This is a genomic window from Pedobacter psychrotolerans (assembly GCF_004340665.1).
GTDB lineage: Bacteria > Bacteroidota > Bacteroidia > Sphingobacteriales > Sphingobacteriaceae > Pedobacter > Pedobacter psychrotolerans.
The window spans coordinates 98,658-114,080 of sequence record NZ_SLWO01000004.1 but is presented as its reverse complement, the minus strand read 5'-3'; the positions used below and the strand labels follow the sequence as shown (position 1 = coordinate 114,080).

Sequence of the window (15,423 nt, the reverse complement as noted above, 5' to 3'; positions counted from 1 at the left end):
TATTAAAACTCAGTTAAAATAAAAAGCGGGGCTATCGAAACCGATTCCCCGCTGAAATTACTTTATAAATTGGTATTTACCTTGCTCCCGGAGGGCAGTTGTCTTTTAAGAATTTAGTAAAAGTAAGTGATAAATGCTCACTTGTTCCTTCACCTTCAGAGATGCTATGGGTACGATTTGGATAGCTCATCAATTGAAAAACTTTTTTATTCTTAATTAATTCATTGATTAGCATCTCTGCATTTTGGTAATGAACATTATCATCTCCGGTGCCATGGATATACAATAAATTACCTTTTAGGTTTTTAGCATATGTAATGGGAGAGCCTTTAATATAAGCTTCCTTACTTGGGAAAGGCGTACCCATATAACGTTCCTGGTATACATTGTCATAAGTGAGTTGATTACCTACTGCTGCAATGGCAATTCCCGTTTTATAAATTTCCGGATATTGGAACATCAGGTTTAAAGTTGATGAACCACCACCACTCCAGCCCCAAACTGCAACACGTTCTTTATCCATAAAAGAATTTGTGGCCAATAATTTTTTTGCAGCCATTGCCTGATCATGAACATTCAGTACGCCGATGTTTTTATAAATGCTTTTGCGCCAGGCAGCACCTTTTGGAACAGGTGCACCTCGGTTATCCATAGAAATGTAGATATAGCCATCTTTAGCCATATCACCTGCATATAACCTATTCATACCAGCACCATAAGTATCAGCGGCAGTTTGTGAAGCTGGTTCACCGTAAACATAAAATACCACCGGATATTTCTTATCAGGATTGAAGTTGTCTGGTTTTTTCATCCATCCATCTAATTCTACTCCATCCTCGGTAGTTACCTTAAAAAATTCTACTTTATTTTTTGGTGGTTCCTGCTTAGATAGCTGCGTAGTGATACTTCCATCCATTGTAAATGGATTACCTGTTGTAAAGTTCATCCACTCTGTGATAGGTCTAACTACTGAACTATTATAGGTATGGCGAGCAAAAGCAGCACTTGGTGAAATATCGTAATTATGTGTTCCAGGTAGAATTGATGGCGTTATCTGTTCCAATTTACCTTTTCCATCCAATTTGGTTTTAAATAAATATTTTTGAGTGGCATTGGTTGGCGATGCTGTGAAATAAACATAGTTAGTTTTTTCATCTATCAATTTGATGTCGATCACATCATAATTTCCCTTAGTAACCAAAGTTTGTTTCTTGCCATCGCGGCTTACTCTGTATAAGTGGTTCCAGCCATCCTTGTCAGACAGAATGGTGAATTCTTTATTATCTGATAACCATTTCCATTCATCCTGTGCATCAATCCAGGCTTTGGCTGATTCAGTATAAATTGCCTTTGCTACACCAGAATTTGCATCACAAAGAAAAACCTTACTTTCATTCTGCTCGCGACTAAGCTGCTGTAAAATAATCTCATTGCTATTAGGAACCCACTGCATACGAGGGATATAATGCTGTATATTATCTCCTGGAACATTTAGCCAGTTTGTTTTTGCGGTTGTGATATCAACTACTCCAACTTTGCATGCCGATGGATTTTCGCCTACCTTTGGATATTCTACTGGTATGGTAAAAGGATAAATAGAATCGGTATTGTTAATCATTAAAAAGTTTTTGATTTTAGTGGCGTCAATTTGCCAGTAAGCAATAGTTTTGCTATCAGGACTCCATCTAAAACCATCACGGCAATCAAATTCTTCTTCGTAAACCCAATCAAAAGTTCCGTTAATCATGCGGTCAGTTCCGTCTGTTGTTAAGGCTTTTGTTCCTGATCCATCTGTATTTTCTACATATAAATTATGTTTGCTTACATAAGCTATTTTGGTTCCATCCGGAGAAATTTTAGCAAACATCAATGAAGACGCAGGTTTGTCTTTTCCAATTTGGGTAATTTTATTTGCTGTTAAATCTGCCAGCCAATAATCACCTCGGGTATCATAACGCCATACTTTTTTACTATTGGTATAAATTAATGCCTTTGTTCCATCAGCTGAAAATTGAAAACTTCTTACTGCGATTGCATTACTTGAACCCGCTGGTGTAAGTAATCTCCTTGAAACAACTGTTTTTTTATCATTCTTTGGAAGGGTAACTAAAACAATTTCTCCGCTTGAAATCTGATAATAAGAGTTTCCATCTTTTGCCCAGTTGATGCCTTGAGCCTGCGCATCAAGTACGGCAAAAGCAGCGATGCAAATGATAGATAATTTGAATAATAAGTTTTTAATCATATATTTTTAATCATAAAAAAAGCCTTTTAACTTTTCGGCTAATTTAAATAAAAAGCCGGCAGTTAAAAAGCCTAATATTAATCGATAGTGTTTAATTATTCACCACCACCTTGCATTTTAGCAAGATCTTCCATGGTAACTACTTCGTAGCCAGTTGGAACATCTTTAGAGATTGCACCAACTTTTCCTTCAGCAATAGATTTAAGTGTGGTTGTTGTTTCAATACCACGTTGCACTAAAGTATATTTTACAGGGAAAGCATTAAGGCCTGGGAAGTAATTTTGAGATCCAACATTTGGTAAGTCTACTTCTTTAGTTGCCCAAAGTTCATGTGCGCCACCTTTATCATCTTTGAAAGTATATTTTTCAGCATTAAAGCCACCAACAGTTTGTTTCTGACCAGTAGCTTTGAAATCAGAAAATTTCGGCATTTCGCCCATTACTTTTGCAACATCTTCTTTTGATTGTTTTACGGCAAATTGTTTTTGAGCAATTGGCACATCAATTAAAAGTAAGCCTGTTTTATCATTATTGTCAGAAACAATCCCAATCATTGCTGGTCCTTGTTCCATTTCGATTTTAGTTAGACCATTATTAAATTTAACCTTTAATTCTGCTGGTGGCTCTTGTCCACTCATTGCAGATTTTTGCTCATCCGTTAATTTATATTCCATTCCGTAGATAAGCGTGCCTTCAGTGATCTTCTTTTGGGCGTGAGCGATTACTGCTGTACCTACTAATATAAAGGCTACAACACTTGTTTTAATTGATTTGAACATGTTTTTTATTTCAGTTTAGTTATTTACCAGTTAATTTTTTCTTTATTTAGAAATGATGCTATGCCTCTTTTAAAATCAGCGCTTTCGCGCACCCGGGCATTAATCTGTACAGCAGTCTCTAAAGTTTTTTCTAAAAGCGGTTTTGTAGTTTGACTAATCAGTTGTTTCGTAATCATTAACGAATTCCCCGAACTCTCGCTACACAAACTTAAAGCAAATTCTTTAACCTTTTGATTTATTTCTGCTGAATTTGTTACAAAATTTATTAAATTATATTCCAATGCCTGCATTGCCGGAAAAATTTTCCCTGTAAGTAAAATCTCTCTGGCAATGGTTTCGTTAACCTTTTGCATCAAAAAACAAGAGACAATTGCAGGTACAAAACCAATCTTTACTTCAGTGTAACCAAAGCTACTTTCCGGAGTTGCAAAAATGATATCACAAATGGTTGCCAATCCGCAGCCACCCGCAATGGCATGTCCTTCAACCTGGGCAATTACAATTTTCGGCAGATAATAAATAGTGGTGAAAAGCTTTTTCAAGCGGTTTGAATCAGCTATGTTTTCTTCAAAGTTATTGTTTTGCAGTTGTTGTAAATATTCTAAATCTGCGCCAGCACTGAAAGTACCTCCATTAGCATTTAGTACGATTACTTTAACCTGTTCATCTTCTTCTGCCTGAAGGAAAGCTAATGTCAATGCATCAACAAGTGCTGGATTTAATGCATTACGCTTTTCAGGACGGTTTATCGTAATGGTGGCTATTCTGTCAATTACATTGTATAAAACCAGTTCTTCCATATTATTCGGTTAATTGAACCAAATATGCAGGATTTTTCTTTAAAATTTGAAGGTGTGCTTGAATATTATGCTCATTTTCTTTAAACCATTTAATTTTGTAATCTTTATTCGTTGCGTCTACTACAATGTTTTCATATTTAACTCCATTAGGAAGTTTATTTATTTTAAAAGTGGTATTGCCCGTAAGCCAGATGGCATTGAACTTTCCTCTAGCATCCAGTTTTTTATAATTGAAGGAATTATCGATAATTAAAATTTTGTATTGATTAAAAATGATCTGCTTGTTTTTAAGCACAAAGTAGGGTGTAGTGGTATCGGTTAATAAATTAATAATTTTAATTTGGTCTATCTGTGATTGGTCTAACGCCGGTTTAATGAAAAACTGAAAGGTCTTATCGTTAGGATTCAAATCTGTAACCAAAATGGTTTGATTGCCCTGAATAAATGCCGCAGCATAGTTTTTTCTTAAAGTATAAAAGATAATTCTCTTCTGTTTAACAGCCTGGTAGCTATCATAAACAATTATGAATTGGTAAATAATAAAGGTAGAAATAGAGGCAAAAAGAAACTTCTTATTGTACTTAGCCATGGCATATATGAAAAATGCAAGTGATAAACTCAATAAAATTAATGCAGGTAAGTTGATCCACAATGATGAAAAAGTGGCATAGGGTAAGTCAGCTATCCACTTTAAAACCTGATTGGTAGAAATAATTATCCATTCAAATATTGGCGAAAGTCGATCTAATAAGGGAAGGAGTATGGCTATTCCTAAAATCATAATGACCATAAGAGGGATAGAAATAAATAAGTTCCCAAGAAGAAAATATACCGGAAATTGATGGAAATAATAAATGCAAAGTGGAAATGTGGCCACCTGTGCGGCTATGGATAGGGCTATTAACTCCCAAACCTTATCAAGCCATTTGTTTTTAATATAGACCCATTTATAAATTTTTGGTTGAAGATAAATGAGTCCGAGAACTGAAAGATAGGAAAGCTGAAATCCAACATCCCAAATTAGAAATGGATCATAGATGAACTGGCAAAAAGCGGCAAAAGCCAAAGTATTATAGCCATTTTTATTTTGAGCAAAAGTTTTTGCGGTAATAAATATAGTAATCATAATCGCAGAACGAACTACAGATGGCGATAATCCCGTAACGAGCGCATAAGTCCATATTAAACTGCATATTAAAATGAATTTCAAGACTTTAAGAGATTTTATTTTATCTAAAAACATTAACAAAAAATCAAGTACCAGAAAAATAATGGCCACATGACTTCCCGAAACAGAAAGGGCATGAATGGTTCCGGTTTTTGAATATGCAGCCAATGTTTCTTTTGAAAGATCAGCCCTATAGCCTAAAATAAGTGTAGATGCAATCGCAAAAGCTTCATCATCTTTAATAAATTTCCTGTATTTTTTTATCTGCTGCTCCCGCCATTCTATTGCAAATCTTAAAATTGGGTTTCCAATATTCCGGCCGGTTTTTAATACATGACTTTGATTAATAAATGTTTGCTCATAAACGTTTTGTATAGCTAACCAGTTTCGGAAATCAAATTCTGCAGGATTATATGGTGGTTCAACTGTTGAATACTTTGCGGTAATGATTAATTCATCTCCATACTTAATTTTTAATGGCTTAGAATCATCTAGCTTTAATGCCAGCAGAATTTGGCCGCTCACTTTTGTCTGTGTGTTTTTGGTGTAACCGGAAACAGCGCTCGCTCTGAATCTCAAAATGCCATTATTTGATACAGGTTCATTGTTAACGCTAATCTTTAAATAATCAACACTCTTTTTTGTAAAGTAATCTGGCTTAAGTTTTTCATTATTGGTAAGGCTAAGTAAACCACCAATAAAGAAAAATAGCAGGTATATTAAAATCCCAGTAAAACCTTTGAATTTGTAAATGCTCAATTTCCGGTAAGAAATATTTAGCCATAAGATTGAAAAAAATAATACCGTAGAAATTGAGCCAACAATAAAGATCAGATTTTCATGAGGCAAGAAATAAAATATTCCGATGCCGAGCGTTAGTGGCACTAAAATTCTGACGAAAAAATACTCCTCCTTAAACATATATTAGAATTGGTAACGAAGCTGAATTTTAACTTCTGACTTGTTGTTTCCTTCAATCTGATCAAGATAGGTACCAATAGTTGTTACATGCTGATAATGAAACATGGCGTATCTTGCCCACAGATTTAACTTTTTAGCCAAGGTATATTTCATATTCAGATAGGTTCTAAAACCTTTGCCACTATACATTCCGAATGCAAAGCTGTATAACACATCATCTTCATAAGCATAAATCCGACTATTATAACTGGGTGTATTGAAATAAGCAATCCTGAGATTTCCAGTGATTTTGGAGAATAAGGGCGAATAATCAATATCCTGATAAAGCAGGTAACCAAATTCCGCATTGGCATCACCTTTTTTATATTGGGACACTTCAATTCTGTTTTGAAAACCCCATTTTGGATTTGCCTGCCAGGAAGATTCGAGTCTGTATCCTTCTTTTTTAACCTCATCAATAAAGTTTACAGGCACGTCTAAATCTGTGTTTTGCTGTTTAATTTCCGTTTTATAGCGAAGCAGTACTTTAAAGATTTTGCTTGGTGTGTAAGTGGCCTGACTTAATACCTCATAGCCTTTGGAAGGTGCATCTACTCTATATTTGAGCCATGGAAAACGGAAATAGTCACCATAAACAGAAAAGGCCCATTGCTTATTCGGATTGATATTTAATCCCATGTAAATACCTTTCTCATTAATAGGTTCACTTGATTCTGAGACAGCCTGATTAAAGAAATTATAATAGTTCCTGGCATAATTGCGATAGGTTACCGCAGCGGAGACGGTTGGAGACAAGCTGATTAATACGCCATTTATGTAAGCAAAACCACCTGGAAAGCTTTTTCCAACTTCGCCATATAAATACATATTTCTATAAGTGTAGTTGTAGTAGATACCATAATTGGTTAATGAATTTCCTGTAAAACTAAATTTGTCATAAGGTGCAGTTTGCGTGATAAAACTATTTCCATATTTGCTCTGATAAGCAATGGCACCAACAGAAAATTCATTTTCATGGTATTGGATTGCAGTTCCATAGATCTGCTGAGTTAAATTATTTTTGTTTTTAATTTCTGTAGGAGTTCTATGTAAACCAGTTTGGTTGATCGTTGATTGAACGAGCGCTCCATCAATGCCAATGTCCTGGCTGGCATCTAATTTTCTAAATGAAATAAAGGGAGTGATATCAACACCATTTAAAAGATTAATGGTGGCAGAGGTGCCTCTTAAAAAAGAATATTCATTAGTAGAATTATAGGGTCTTAATCCAAGGTCCTTTTTTGCAACACTCGTCACATCCGGACCTTTGCCAAATGAAAATCCAGACCATAGTGTTAAACCCTGTCCGAATTGCATTGTGTAATCCCCAATGACTAATTTCTTTACTTTTCCAAGTTTAGAAAGCGCAATATTCCCAGAGTAAAAATCAAAAGGCTTACCCATGAATTTTTCACCTGCATCTTTATCCAATGTAATGGCTGCCGATAAAATAGTACTATAGTGATAACGGTACCGGGTTTGAAAACGTTCTGGTGAGCCTAAATAACGATTGCCAGGTAAATCCGTAAATCCTTTTTGCTTTTGTAATGTTTGAGCAAAACGCATTATTAAATCATTTTCACCTAAATGAATGATGTTTCGTAAGGATAACTTCTCATATTCCGTTATATTATTAGTTGTTACAAAAGGTAAGAGGCTTTGAACTGTTTTGGTATCAAAACCATCAATAGACTGAAGTTCTAACACGTCTGCTAAATTTCCACTTTCTTTAATGTGACTGAAGAAATTACTAATTTGTAAAGGAGAAAGGAAAACCAATGTTTTTAATTCCTCAGGCGAAGTTTTATTTAGATTAATAGGGTGCTTACGATATCGGGTTAGTATATCCATAAGTTCTGAGAAATCATAATCATCTGGCAAGTTATCGGCGACACTTTCCAAAATGTCTTTAACGTCAGGCTCTTGTTCTAAGATTTGAGCGTTTGCAATGAATCCTATCAAAACAAACAAAGTAGTTAACATTCTAAAACGCATAGCCGATTGCAATTTGGGGTGCATAACCTAGATTGGCATCATAGTTTGTTGCCATATCCACCAGAAATTGTTTGTAGTTCAGTCCGAAACCAACAGATTGTTTAAATGGTTTTGCACTTATTCCTCCTCTAAGACTCAATAAATCAACTATTTTGTATTCTATTCCCAGTTTAACATCTATAGATTGATTAATAATCTTTGTAACCGTAGTAGCAATCAGCACTTTATTGGTAGCGAGATAACTTGCTCCGAGGTTAAATGACGTGGGAATTTTCGCAGAGATGAGTTGACTATTAAACTTTTGCTTTGATGGATTGTTGGTGAAAGCCCCAATACTAAAATGATCGTCAAAATGATATAATACCCCAAAGTCAATTGAGAAGCCAGTTGAAGCACCATAATTATCAATTTTTAGTTGATGATAGTTTCCATTAAGTCCAAGGGACAGTTTTTCGCCAAAGCTCTTCGCATAGGCGAAACCAATTTTACTTTCATTGTATACGGAAAACCCATAACGTTGAAAACTTGCGCCTACATAATTATTTTTAAAAGGTATAACTCCAACAATACCCTGTGAGCTGATCTCATCACTTAGAAGATGTTTAACGTAGTTTAGCGAAATTGCCGGGTGATCTAAAAAAGTTATTCCGGCAGGATTAGCTTGTATTGCCCAGATATCATTAACGGCTGCTCCGTTATCAGCCATGGCAGAAAGCCTGGGGCCTAAATTGTTTTGGGCATGAAGGTAAGGTGTGGATAGAAATACTATCACCAAAAAACACAATATTTTCATAATCTCGTATTAAGCGGGATGTATAAAAAATAGAGTGATTTTGATTAGATTCTAAATGTATAAAATAAATTACGAAATTGAGGTTTTAATTAGTTAATAATTGTAGTTATTTAATATTAATCTATTTTAGCAGTGAAAACTTCTTGCTGATTGGAAACCATGCTGGCTGCTAAAGTCTCATTTAAAAACTGAGAATTATAATTCTGATCTGAATTGTTGATGAATAATACGCTTCTGCCTGAGATCATATCGATAATTTGATTTGCTAGTTTTGAAGAAACGGCCGGGCAACCCTGACTTCGACCCAATCTCCCCAAATGATCAATGGTGCCTTGTGAGACATAGTTGGCGCCATGCAGTACAATTGCTCTTTCACGTGCTTTATCATTAAAGCCTAAATCCATTCCATCAAGCTTAAGGGAGCGGCCATGTTTGCCATTATAAGTTTCGCCCGTGATATAAAAGCCTAAGCTACTTTGATTTGAATTTGGTGTATTTGAAAAACAATCTGGTTTATCGCCACCACTGTTTTGCCCATGAGCCACCCAAGTATTTAATAGAAGTTTATTTTCTTGCAGGTCAATGATGTAGAGTCGTTTTTTACAACTTTCCTGATCAAAATCAGCAATTGTTAATATTGATTTTGATGGATTTAATCCAGAATATCTTAAATTATAAAAACCAGTTAATGCTTTTTCAAAAACGGTTTCGCTTAATCCTGCAGAATCAAGTTTATTTTGATGATAAATATTAGAAACGTAAAGGTTATAAATACTGTCTTTAGCAGTTGTGATTATTGATTGTTGTTTGTTTTCAATTTCTACTGATCTCCAGCTGGTACCAACAATGCTAATGGCTACTAAAAAAATAGGAGCAATGCGCAGGATGCTTCTTCTCATTTATAATATTTAGGTCAACACTAACGAATAATACGGTTAATATATTATTTTATTATCAGCAAAGACCTGTATATTTTAAGTTACAAAGTGTTTTACGCTCCTATGACTATTTACTTATTTGCAACAAAGCTGGGTAAAATCTGTTATTCCTGAAATAATCATCAGATGAAAATTTTATTAACAGGTGCAAACGGTTACATTGGTACCAGGTTACTGCCTTTATTGATAGCTGAAAATCATGACGTGGTTTGCATGGTGCGAGATAAGCGTAGGTTTATTTTACCATCAGATGCGAATGGAAAAGTTACTGTTATTTCTGGCGACTTACTTAATTTAAATTCTTTGACGGAGATACCTTCGGATTTAGATGCTGCATATTACCTGGTTCATTCTATGTCTTCCAGTGAGCAAGGGTTTTCTGATATGGAAAGGAAATCTTCAGAAAATTTTTCTGCTGTGATTCAAAAAACTTCTTGTAAACAGATTATTTACCTCACCGGAATTGCTAATGATGAACATCTCTCTAAGCACCTGGGGTCCAGACTGGCTGTAGAAGATGAATTGAAATCTTCTCAAATAGCCTGCACTATTTTAAGGGCTGCCATTATTATTGGTTCCGGGAGTGCTTCTTTTGAAATTATTAGGGATTTGACAGAGAAAATACCGGTGATGGTGGCTCCAAAATGGGTAAAAACACTTTGCCAGCCTATTGGCATCAGAGATGTATTGGCCTATTTGACGGGAGTACTATTAAATGAAAAGGCTTATAATGAAACTTTTGATATTGGAGGGCCTGATGTTTTATCCTATCGGAATATGCTTTTAGACTATGCTAAGGAGCGAAAACTTAAAAGATGGATTATTACTGTACCAGTACTTACACCTCGGCTTTCATCTCTTTGGTTAAATATGATCACGCCAGTGCCTTATTCCTTAGCCAGAAGTTTAGTAGATAGCATGAAAAATGAAGTGGTTTGTAAAGACAACAGGATTCAGAATGTAGTGCCTAGAAAATGTTTAACTTATGCAGAAGCCTTACATCTGGCATTTGAAAAAATTGATCAAAATTCTATTGTATCAAGCTGGAAAGATGCGCTGAACAGGGGATACCTGCATACCGATTTTATGGATCAGATCAGGGTTCCACAGAATGGTACATTAGAATATAAGGTGAAAATGCAATTCGACAGAGAAGCAGAAGAGGTTTTTGAAAACATCTGGAGCATTGGCGGAAACAGGGGATGGTATTACATGGATTGGTTGTGGCAATTTAGGGGATTTTTAGATAAAATGTTCGGTGGCGTAGGTACCAGACGGGGAAGAACCAGTAATACAGATTTACAAGCTGGAGATGTTCTTGACTTTTGGAGGGTGTTGCTGGCTGATAAGAAGAACAAGCGACTTTTGCTGTATGCTGAAATGAAGGTACCAGGTGAGGCATGGCTTGAACTCAAATTAATTAACTTCCATGGCAAAGCATTTTTATCTCAAATTGCTACCTTTCGGCCCCGTGGCTTATGGGGCAGGATGTATTGGTATGCCATGTGGCCATTCCACCTGGTGCTTTTTAGGGGTATGGCTAAACAGATCACAAAATATCGACCAGATAATTAGCTGAATTTATCTACATTTGGTTATTAAACTTGCTAACATGCCAAACCGAGATCATGATTATTCGTTCTGGACTAAATATAAACGCTTTGCATCAACTGAAATCATTATGTACCTCATCATGATTATTGGAATCGGACTTGGCATTATTATTTTAAGTTAAGTACCAGTTTCAAGTGGTCTGCGGCATTTACATCATTCATAAATTTAGAAAATTCAGCATACTTTTCTGCAGGGAATGTACAATCATTAAGTACCAGCTTCCTGTAATAGATTAATTTATTTTCCTTTTTACTTACCTTTCTTTCATATTCGCCAAATGAATTTGTGAAGTGTTTGTCTTCAATCAAAACCAATTCAGATTTTAGATTCTCAGGTAAATCGTATGTTATACTATCTTCATCTGTGAAACCGCGATTGATATAAACCGGTAGGGTACGACTAGCTAATTCTTGAACGGTTGGCTGTACGTTAAATGCATTCAATTGCAAAAACATTTTATTGCCATTTATAGGCGCATAATTTTTAATACTTAGGCTAATTTCTTCTGTTAATTGCGGATCGGTTGCTTTCTTCTCGGTAAAACCCACACTTTCAAAGTTAATGTTATCAACGTTGTAGGCCTCTTTTAAAAGCTTTCGTTGCTCCGTTATTGGCTCACTAATTAAAGATTCTCGGTTATCATACTGAGCACCTGAAAATACCGTATTCATTTTACCAGTAACATGGCCATCCGGGCTGATGATAAACGTAGCTTTTCGAACCTGCAAGTTATCTTTAGTCATTAACTTTGGCGTATGCATCAGTTTTCCGCCTGTTGGCGTACAGGCAAAAACAGTTCTGTCATCAGTAAAATCGCTCAGAAATCCGAAAGGAATCTTTTGATTAGTACATTCCAGCCAGGTAGTATCGCCTTTAAGGGGCATACATAAAATAATATGATTGCCTTGTGCCATGCTGGCATAAGTAGGATCAATACTTCTTTTTAAAGATCCTGCTTCTACCACACAATAATAAGATTCAATGTCTGCAGCTTTAAGTAAGCTCTGCATATAATTTACCAATGCCTTGCAATCTCCATAACCCAGGTGATCAACCTCGCTGGCTGCAATAGGTTGGAAGCCACCGATTCCGATTTGAACACTAATGTATCGGGTTTTTTCTTGTAAAAACTGGTAGATCTTTCTGGCTTTTTCCTTATCGTTCACTTCAGCTTTAACCAATTCTTTCACCATTTGTATGGTTGCAGGAGGCAATGTCGTTCTATCTTTTAGCAAATCATCATAAACCCATTTACCTAAATTCTGCCAGTTGTCATAACTCCCCTTATGTCCATAATAATAAAATTGCTGAGGTGCAATCTGTATCTTGGTCATATAGCGTTCAGGGTCAGGACTGTATGGTTCTGATTTGGTTGCCATATGATTGCTGATAGACCAACTCATTTTTTTCTGTTTTTCATCAATCATTTCAATGGGTTTCCCACCATAATGTTGTGTTTTAATCCGCACTTGATCCGTTGGTTTACAAATAAAAGCGTAACTGCTTTTTTCAACGGAAACTTTATTTTGGCGTGTTGGCATCCAATCACGGATAATCAGATTTTGTTTATTTCTGATCTCTATTTCGTATGAAATGGTATAGGGATATTGATTTACTGATGGTGTATAATATTTTAACCGACTATCTGTAAAAAGAGAAAATCCATCTACAGCACTTACATCAGAAAAATTATTTTGGTTGAATTTGCTGATTAATATTCCTCCAGAATTGTAAATTTCTCCTTTAATACTTTTTATGGATGTATTTTTATCATAGGCAATAGCCATCCGGGCATCATCATCCCCGTTTTGGTTGAAGACTGTAATCACCTTTTTTTGCAGGTACATTACATTGTCTGACGCTCTCATGTCTACCGTAATTTCTTCGTTTCTGATGCAAGCGTTTGCCCTGCTACGAAGTTGAGACGGGATCAGGTCAGCATCATAATTTACTTGCGCAAAGCCCAAGTTCGATATTAAAATGAAAGATATAAACGTGATAATCCACTTCATTAGTTTGCCTTTTTTAATAGATACTCACTTTTTTGAGTTTGAATAATTTTGCTGTAGAACTCTTTTAAATAAAGATATTGCTCAGGTTCATAAATGGCCTTGTTTAACTGTAAAGCTTGGGTTAGCGATAATGTATTGTTTTCAAATGACGTATTTAATAAATATCTGCCACCAGAATCCGGTAAGCCCATGGCCATATCTTTAGGTTTTTCTAAGACTTCGTATTGATCTGGCATTGTAATTTGAATGGAAATTCGCTCATCAGTAGCGGCACCTAAATCAACAGGGTATGTTCTTTCGTTTAAATTGAAAGGGTTTTTGGTAATGGTATTAATAAAAAATGGGCTCAGGTAAAACTGCTTGTTTGCAGTTCCATCAATCATGGTAAATTCAACTTCATATTTTTCGGTAAGCGCATTTTCAATACTATCCACATTACTAATTTCGAAATGTTTGATTTTAATTCTAGGCAAACGCTCATCAATCTTTTCCACATATTCGTCTATTGATCCATATTTCATAATGTCTTTCCTTTTATTATAGGCTGCATAACCTTGACTATAGGTCGTCAATAATCCTGTTAATTTCCCATCAGGATTCAATTTGCCTTGTAATATATAACTGGTCGTGTTCTTCTGGCTTGCTTTTAAATCCATCCAGTAAGATGCTTTTTTAAGGTTAATGACTCTTCCCTTGTCATTTATACATCTTAATGGCAATAAGCCAAAGGGTAGCAGTGGCTCAGACGCATCTAACAAATAGCTTTTATCGCCAATATTAACTTTAGCCACCACATAATTAAAATCAGAAATTACCGGATATAATTTATTAATGTTTCCGTTTTCTCTGGTGGATAAAATAACTGCCTCAGCATCCAGATTAGCTGCTGATAGGGCTGCAATTAAATTAAGGTTAATGTCGGCAATGCTTCCTGATCTGGTTTCTAAAGATTTTTTAATGTTGTCTTCAGTAAAAATTCCATAATAATTATTCCATTTAATTTGTTTTTTGATGTAAGCATAAATTGCCTGGGCTTTTTGCAAATCATCAGGAGCATCCTTTATAATGGTTGCAAGTAAATCCTTATAAACATCCTTCCTCTTCATCTGTGAGCCAAATGATTTATCAGATGTTAATTCATAATCTACATCTTTCCAGGTTTTAGTATAAGAAGTTTTTGCGCCATTTGGGTTGGTGAAATCAGATAATTCAAAATAAATAGCAGATTTGAAATTACTGGGTGCAGTCATGTTTTCTTCCTCCAAAAATGCAGGAATATCCTTCATCAAATAGGTGATTTTAGAACAATCTATACTCACACCATTAAACCTTAAACAATCTTTCGAAAGTTCTACCTTTTGGTCGGTTAGTTTTTGGTATCCCTTTAACGAAACGTTATAGTTGTATATCCCTGGAATGTATACTTGGTATTCGCTCCATACTTTAGGTAGATCAGACTGGAATTCCCAGGTTTTGAAATTAAATAATCTAGGTGATTTCAACCGATAACTGTATTCAATTACCGATCCTTCTTTTAAATTGGGTAAGGTGAACTTAGTTAATCTGGTGTACTTTGACCTGTTTTCAATAAAAATAGCCTTTTTATCCATCACAGTTTCTACAAAATTTCCGTTAATATAATTGAAGGTAGAGGCTTTTAGATCAATCACAATCTCTTCCCGATTTTCATCCTTATACATCGGGATAACGACATTGGCAGCTGTGAAGCCGTTTTTATTATATATTTTGATTTTAGTGTGGTATTCAAAGATGAGTTCAAGCTGGCCCGTATTATCATCTTTTTGAATGGAAGCTGTTCCGAATTCCTTAAGAACTACTGCATTCGCAGTACTATCTATTGTTTTTCGATCAAAATCCATGTTCTCATAAGTAATCTGACCGAAAGTAAAATTTTGAGCGAACGAGGTTAATGTTAGCAAGCAAAGCGCAACAGGCAACAAGAAGATTTTCATTTTAAAGCGTAATTTTCCGCAATTTAATGCTACATATGATAACTAGGAAATATTTTGAATTAAATAAATGTGATGTAAAAACAATCAATCCTTTTTAGCACTTTTGAATAAATATATATTAATGGATGTTGATTACAGCTTCATCT

At 35.3% G+C, this 15,423-nt stretch carries 11 protein-coding genes; 2 read left to right on the top strand and 9 right to left on the bottom strand.

Translation table 11 applies throughout. The features are described 5' to 3' along the window. Positions 1 to 76 precede the first annotated feature (76 nt). The 7 genes from EV200_RS10910 to EV200_RS10880 all read right to left on the bottom strand — a co-directional run bounded on the left by EV200_RS10910 (position 77) and on the right by EV200_RS10880 (position 9,639). Positions 77 to 2,245, bottom strand: coding sequence for a S9 family peptidase (locus EV200_RS10910; protein ID WP_132532477.1), 2,169 nt, complete (start codon positions 2,243 to 2,245; stop codon positions 77 to 79). Between the two features lie 95 nt (positions 2,246 to 2,340). Beyond that, a complete protein-coding gene (locus EV200_RS10905; protein ID WP_132532475.1) occupies positions 2,341 to 3,024 on the bottom strand; it encodes a hypothetical protein in 684 nt (227 codons plus the stop codon). Positions 3,025 to 3,047: 23 nt separating this feature from the next. Continuing rightward, on the bottom strand, positions 3,048 to 3,824 hold the full coding sequence (locus EV200_RS10900; protein WP_132532473.1) for an enoyl-CoA hydratase/isomerase family protein: 777 nt from the start codon (positions 3,822 to 3,824) through the stop codon (positions 3,048 to 3,050). Position 3,825: 1 nt separating this feature from the next. Next, positions 3,826 to 5,913, bottom strand: a complete 2,088-nt coding sequence (locus EV200_RS10895; protein ID WP_132532470.1) for a ComEC/Rec2 family competence protein — start codon at positions 5,911 to 5,913, stop codon at positions 3,826 to 3,828. A gap of 3 nt (positions 5,914 to 5,916) precedes the next feature. Beyond that, positions 5,917 to 7,971: a helix-hairpin-helix domain-containing protein gene (locus EV200_RS10890; RefSeq protein ID WP_244312991.1), complete on the bottom strand. Its 2,055-nt coding sequence runs from the start codon at positions 7,969 to 7,971 to the stop codon at positions 5,917 to 5,919. Beyond that, positions 7,937 to 8,740: a PorV/PorQ family protein gene (locus EV200_RS10885; protein ID WP_132532468.1), complete on the bottom strand. Its 804-nt coding sequence runs from the start codon at positions 8,738 to 8,740 to the stop codon at positions 7,937 to 7,939. The genes EV200_RS10890 and EV200_RS10885 overlap by 35 nt, the downstream gene beginning before the upstream one ends. A gap of 116 nt (positions 8,741 to 8,856) precedes the next feature. Then, positions 8,857 to 9,639, bottom strand: a complete 783-nt coding sequence (locus EV200_RS10880) for a murein L,D-transpeptidase catalytic domain family protein (protein WP_132532466.1) — start codon at positions 9,637 to 9,639, stop codon at positions 8,857 to 8,859. A gap of 165 nt (positions 9,640 to 9,804) precedes the next feature. Between EV200_RS10880 and EV200_RS10875 the strand changes: the two genes are divergently transcribed. Both EV200_RS10875 and EV200_RS22095 read left to right on the top strand, forming a co-directional pair. Continuing rightward, positions 9,805 to 11,253, top strand: coding sequence for an SDR family oxidoreductase (locus EV200_RS10875; protein WP_132532464.1), 1,449 nt, complete (start codon positions 9,805 to 9,807; stop codon positions 11,251 to 11,253). A gap of 37 nt (positions 11,254 to 11,290) precedes the next feature. Continuing rightward, on the top strand, positions 11,291 to 11,413 hold the full coding sequence (locus tag EV200_RS22095; protein WP_262707932.1) for a hypothetical protein: 123 nt from the start codon (positions 11,291 to 11,293) through the stop codon (positions 11,411 to 11,413). Here EV200_RS22095 and EV200_RS10870 read toward each other — a convergent pair. Continuing rightward, positions 11,400 to 13,304 carry a DUF3857 domain-containing protein gene (locus tag EV200_RS10870; protein WP_132532461.1) on the bottom strand — a complete coding sequence of 635 codons (1,905 nt, stop codon included), beginning with the start codon at positions 13,302 to 13,304 and terminating at the stop codon, positions 11,400 to 11,402. The two genes, EV200_RS22095 and EV200_RS10870, sit on opposite strands and share 14 nt — an antisense overlap. After that, positions 13,304 to 15,277 (bottom strand): DUF3857 domain-containing protein, encoded by a 1,974-nt coding sequence (locus EV200_RS10865; protein ID WP_132532458.1) that lies wholly within the window; start codon positions 15,275 to 15,277, stop codon positions 13,304 to 13,306. Before EV200_RS10865 ends, EV200_RS10870 begins: the two co-directional genes overlap by 1 nt. Between the last annotated feature and the right edge of the window lie 146 nt (positions 15,278 to 15,423).

Excerpts from the sequence above, each read along its gene's own strand:
- EV200_RS10910 (WP_132532477.1), bottom strand. The coding sequence starts at position 2,245 with ATGATTAAAAACTTATTATTCAAATTATCTATCATTTGCATCGCTGCT.
- EV200_RS10905 (WP_132532475.1), bottom strand. The coding sequence starts at position 3,024 with ATGTTCAAATCAATTAAAACAAGTGTTGTAGCCTTTATATTAGTAGGT.
- EV200_RS10900 (WP_132532473.1), bottom strand. The coding sequence starts at position 3,824 with ATGGAAGAACTGGTTTTATACAATGTAATTGACAGAATAGCCACCATT.
- EV200_RS10895 (WP_132532470.1), bottom strand. The coding sequence starts at position 5,913 with ATGTTTAAGGAGGAGTATTTTTTCGTCAGAATTTTAGTGCCACTAACG.
- EV200_RS10890 (WP_244312991.1), bottom strand. The coding sequence starts at position 7,971 with ATGCACCCCAAATTGCAATCGGCTATGCGTTTTAGAATGTTAACTACT.
- EV200_RS10885 (WP_132532468.1), bottom strand. The coding sequence starts at position 8,740 with ATGAAAATATTGTGTTTTTTGGTGATAGTATTTCTATCCACACCTTAC.
- EV200_RS10880 (WP_132532466.1), bottom strand. The coding sequence starts at position 9,639 with ATGAGAAGAAGCATCCTGCGCATTGCTCCTATTTTTTTAGTAGCCATT.
- EV200_RS10875 (WP_132532464.1), top strand. The coding sequence starts at position 9,805 with ATGAAAATTTTATTAACAGGTGCAAACGGTTACATTGGTACCAGGTTA.
- EV200_RS22095 (WP_262707932.1), top strand. The coding sequence starts at position 11,291 with ATGCCAAACCGAGATCATGATTATTCGTTCTGGACTAAATATAAACGC.
- EV200_RS10870 (WP_132532461.1), bottom strand. The coding sequence starts at position 13,304 with ATGAAGTGGATTATCACGTTTATATCTTTCATTTTAATATCGAACTTG.
- EV200_RS10865 (WP_132532458.1), bottom strand. The coding sequence starts at position 15,277 with ATGAAAATCTTCTTGTTGCCTGTTGCGCTTTGCTTGCTAACATTAACC.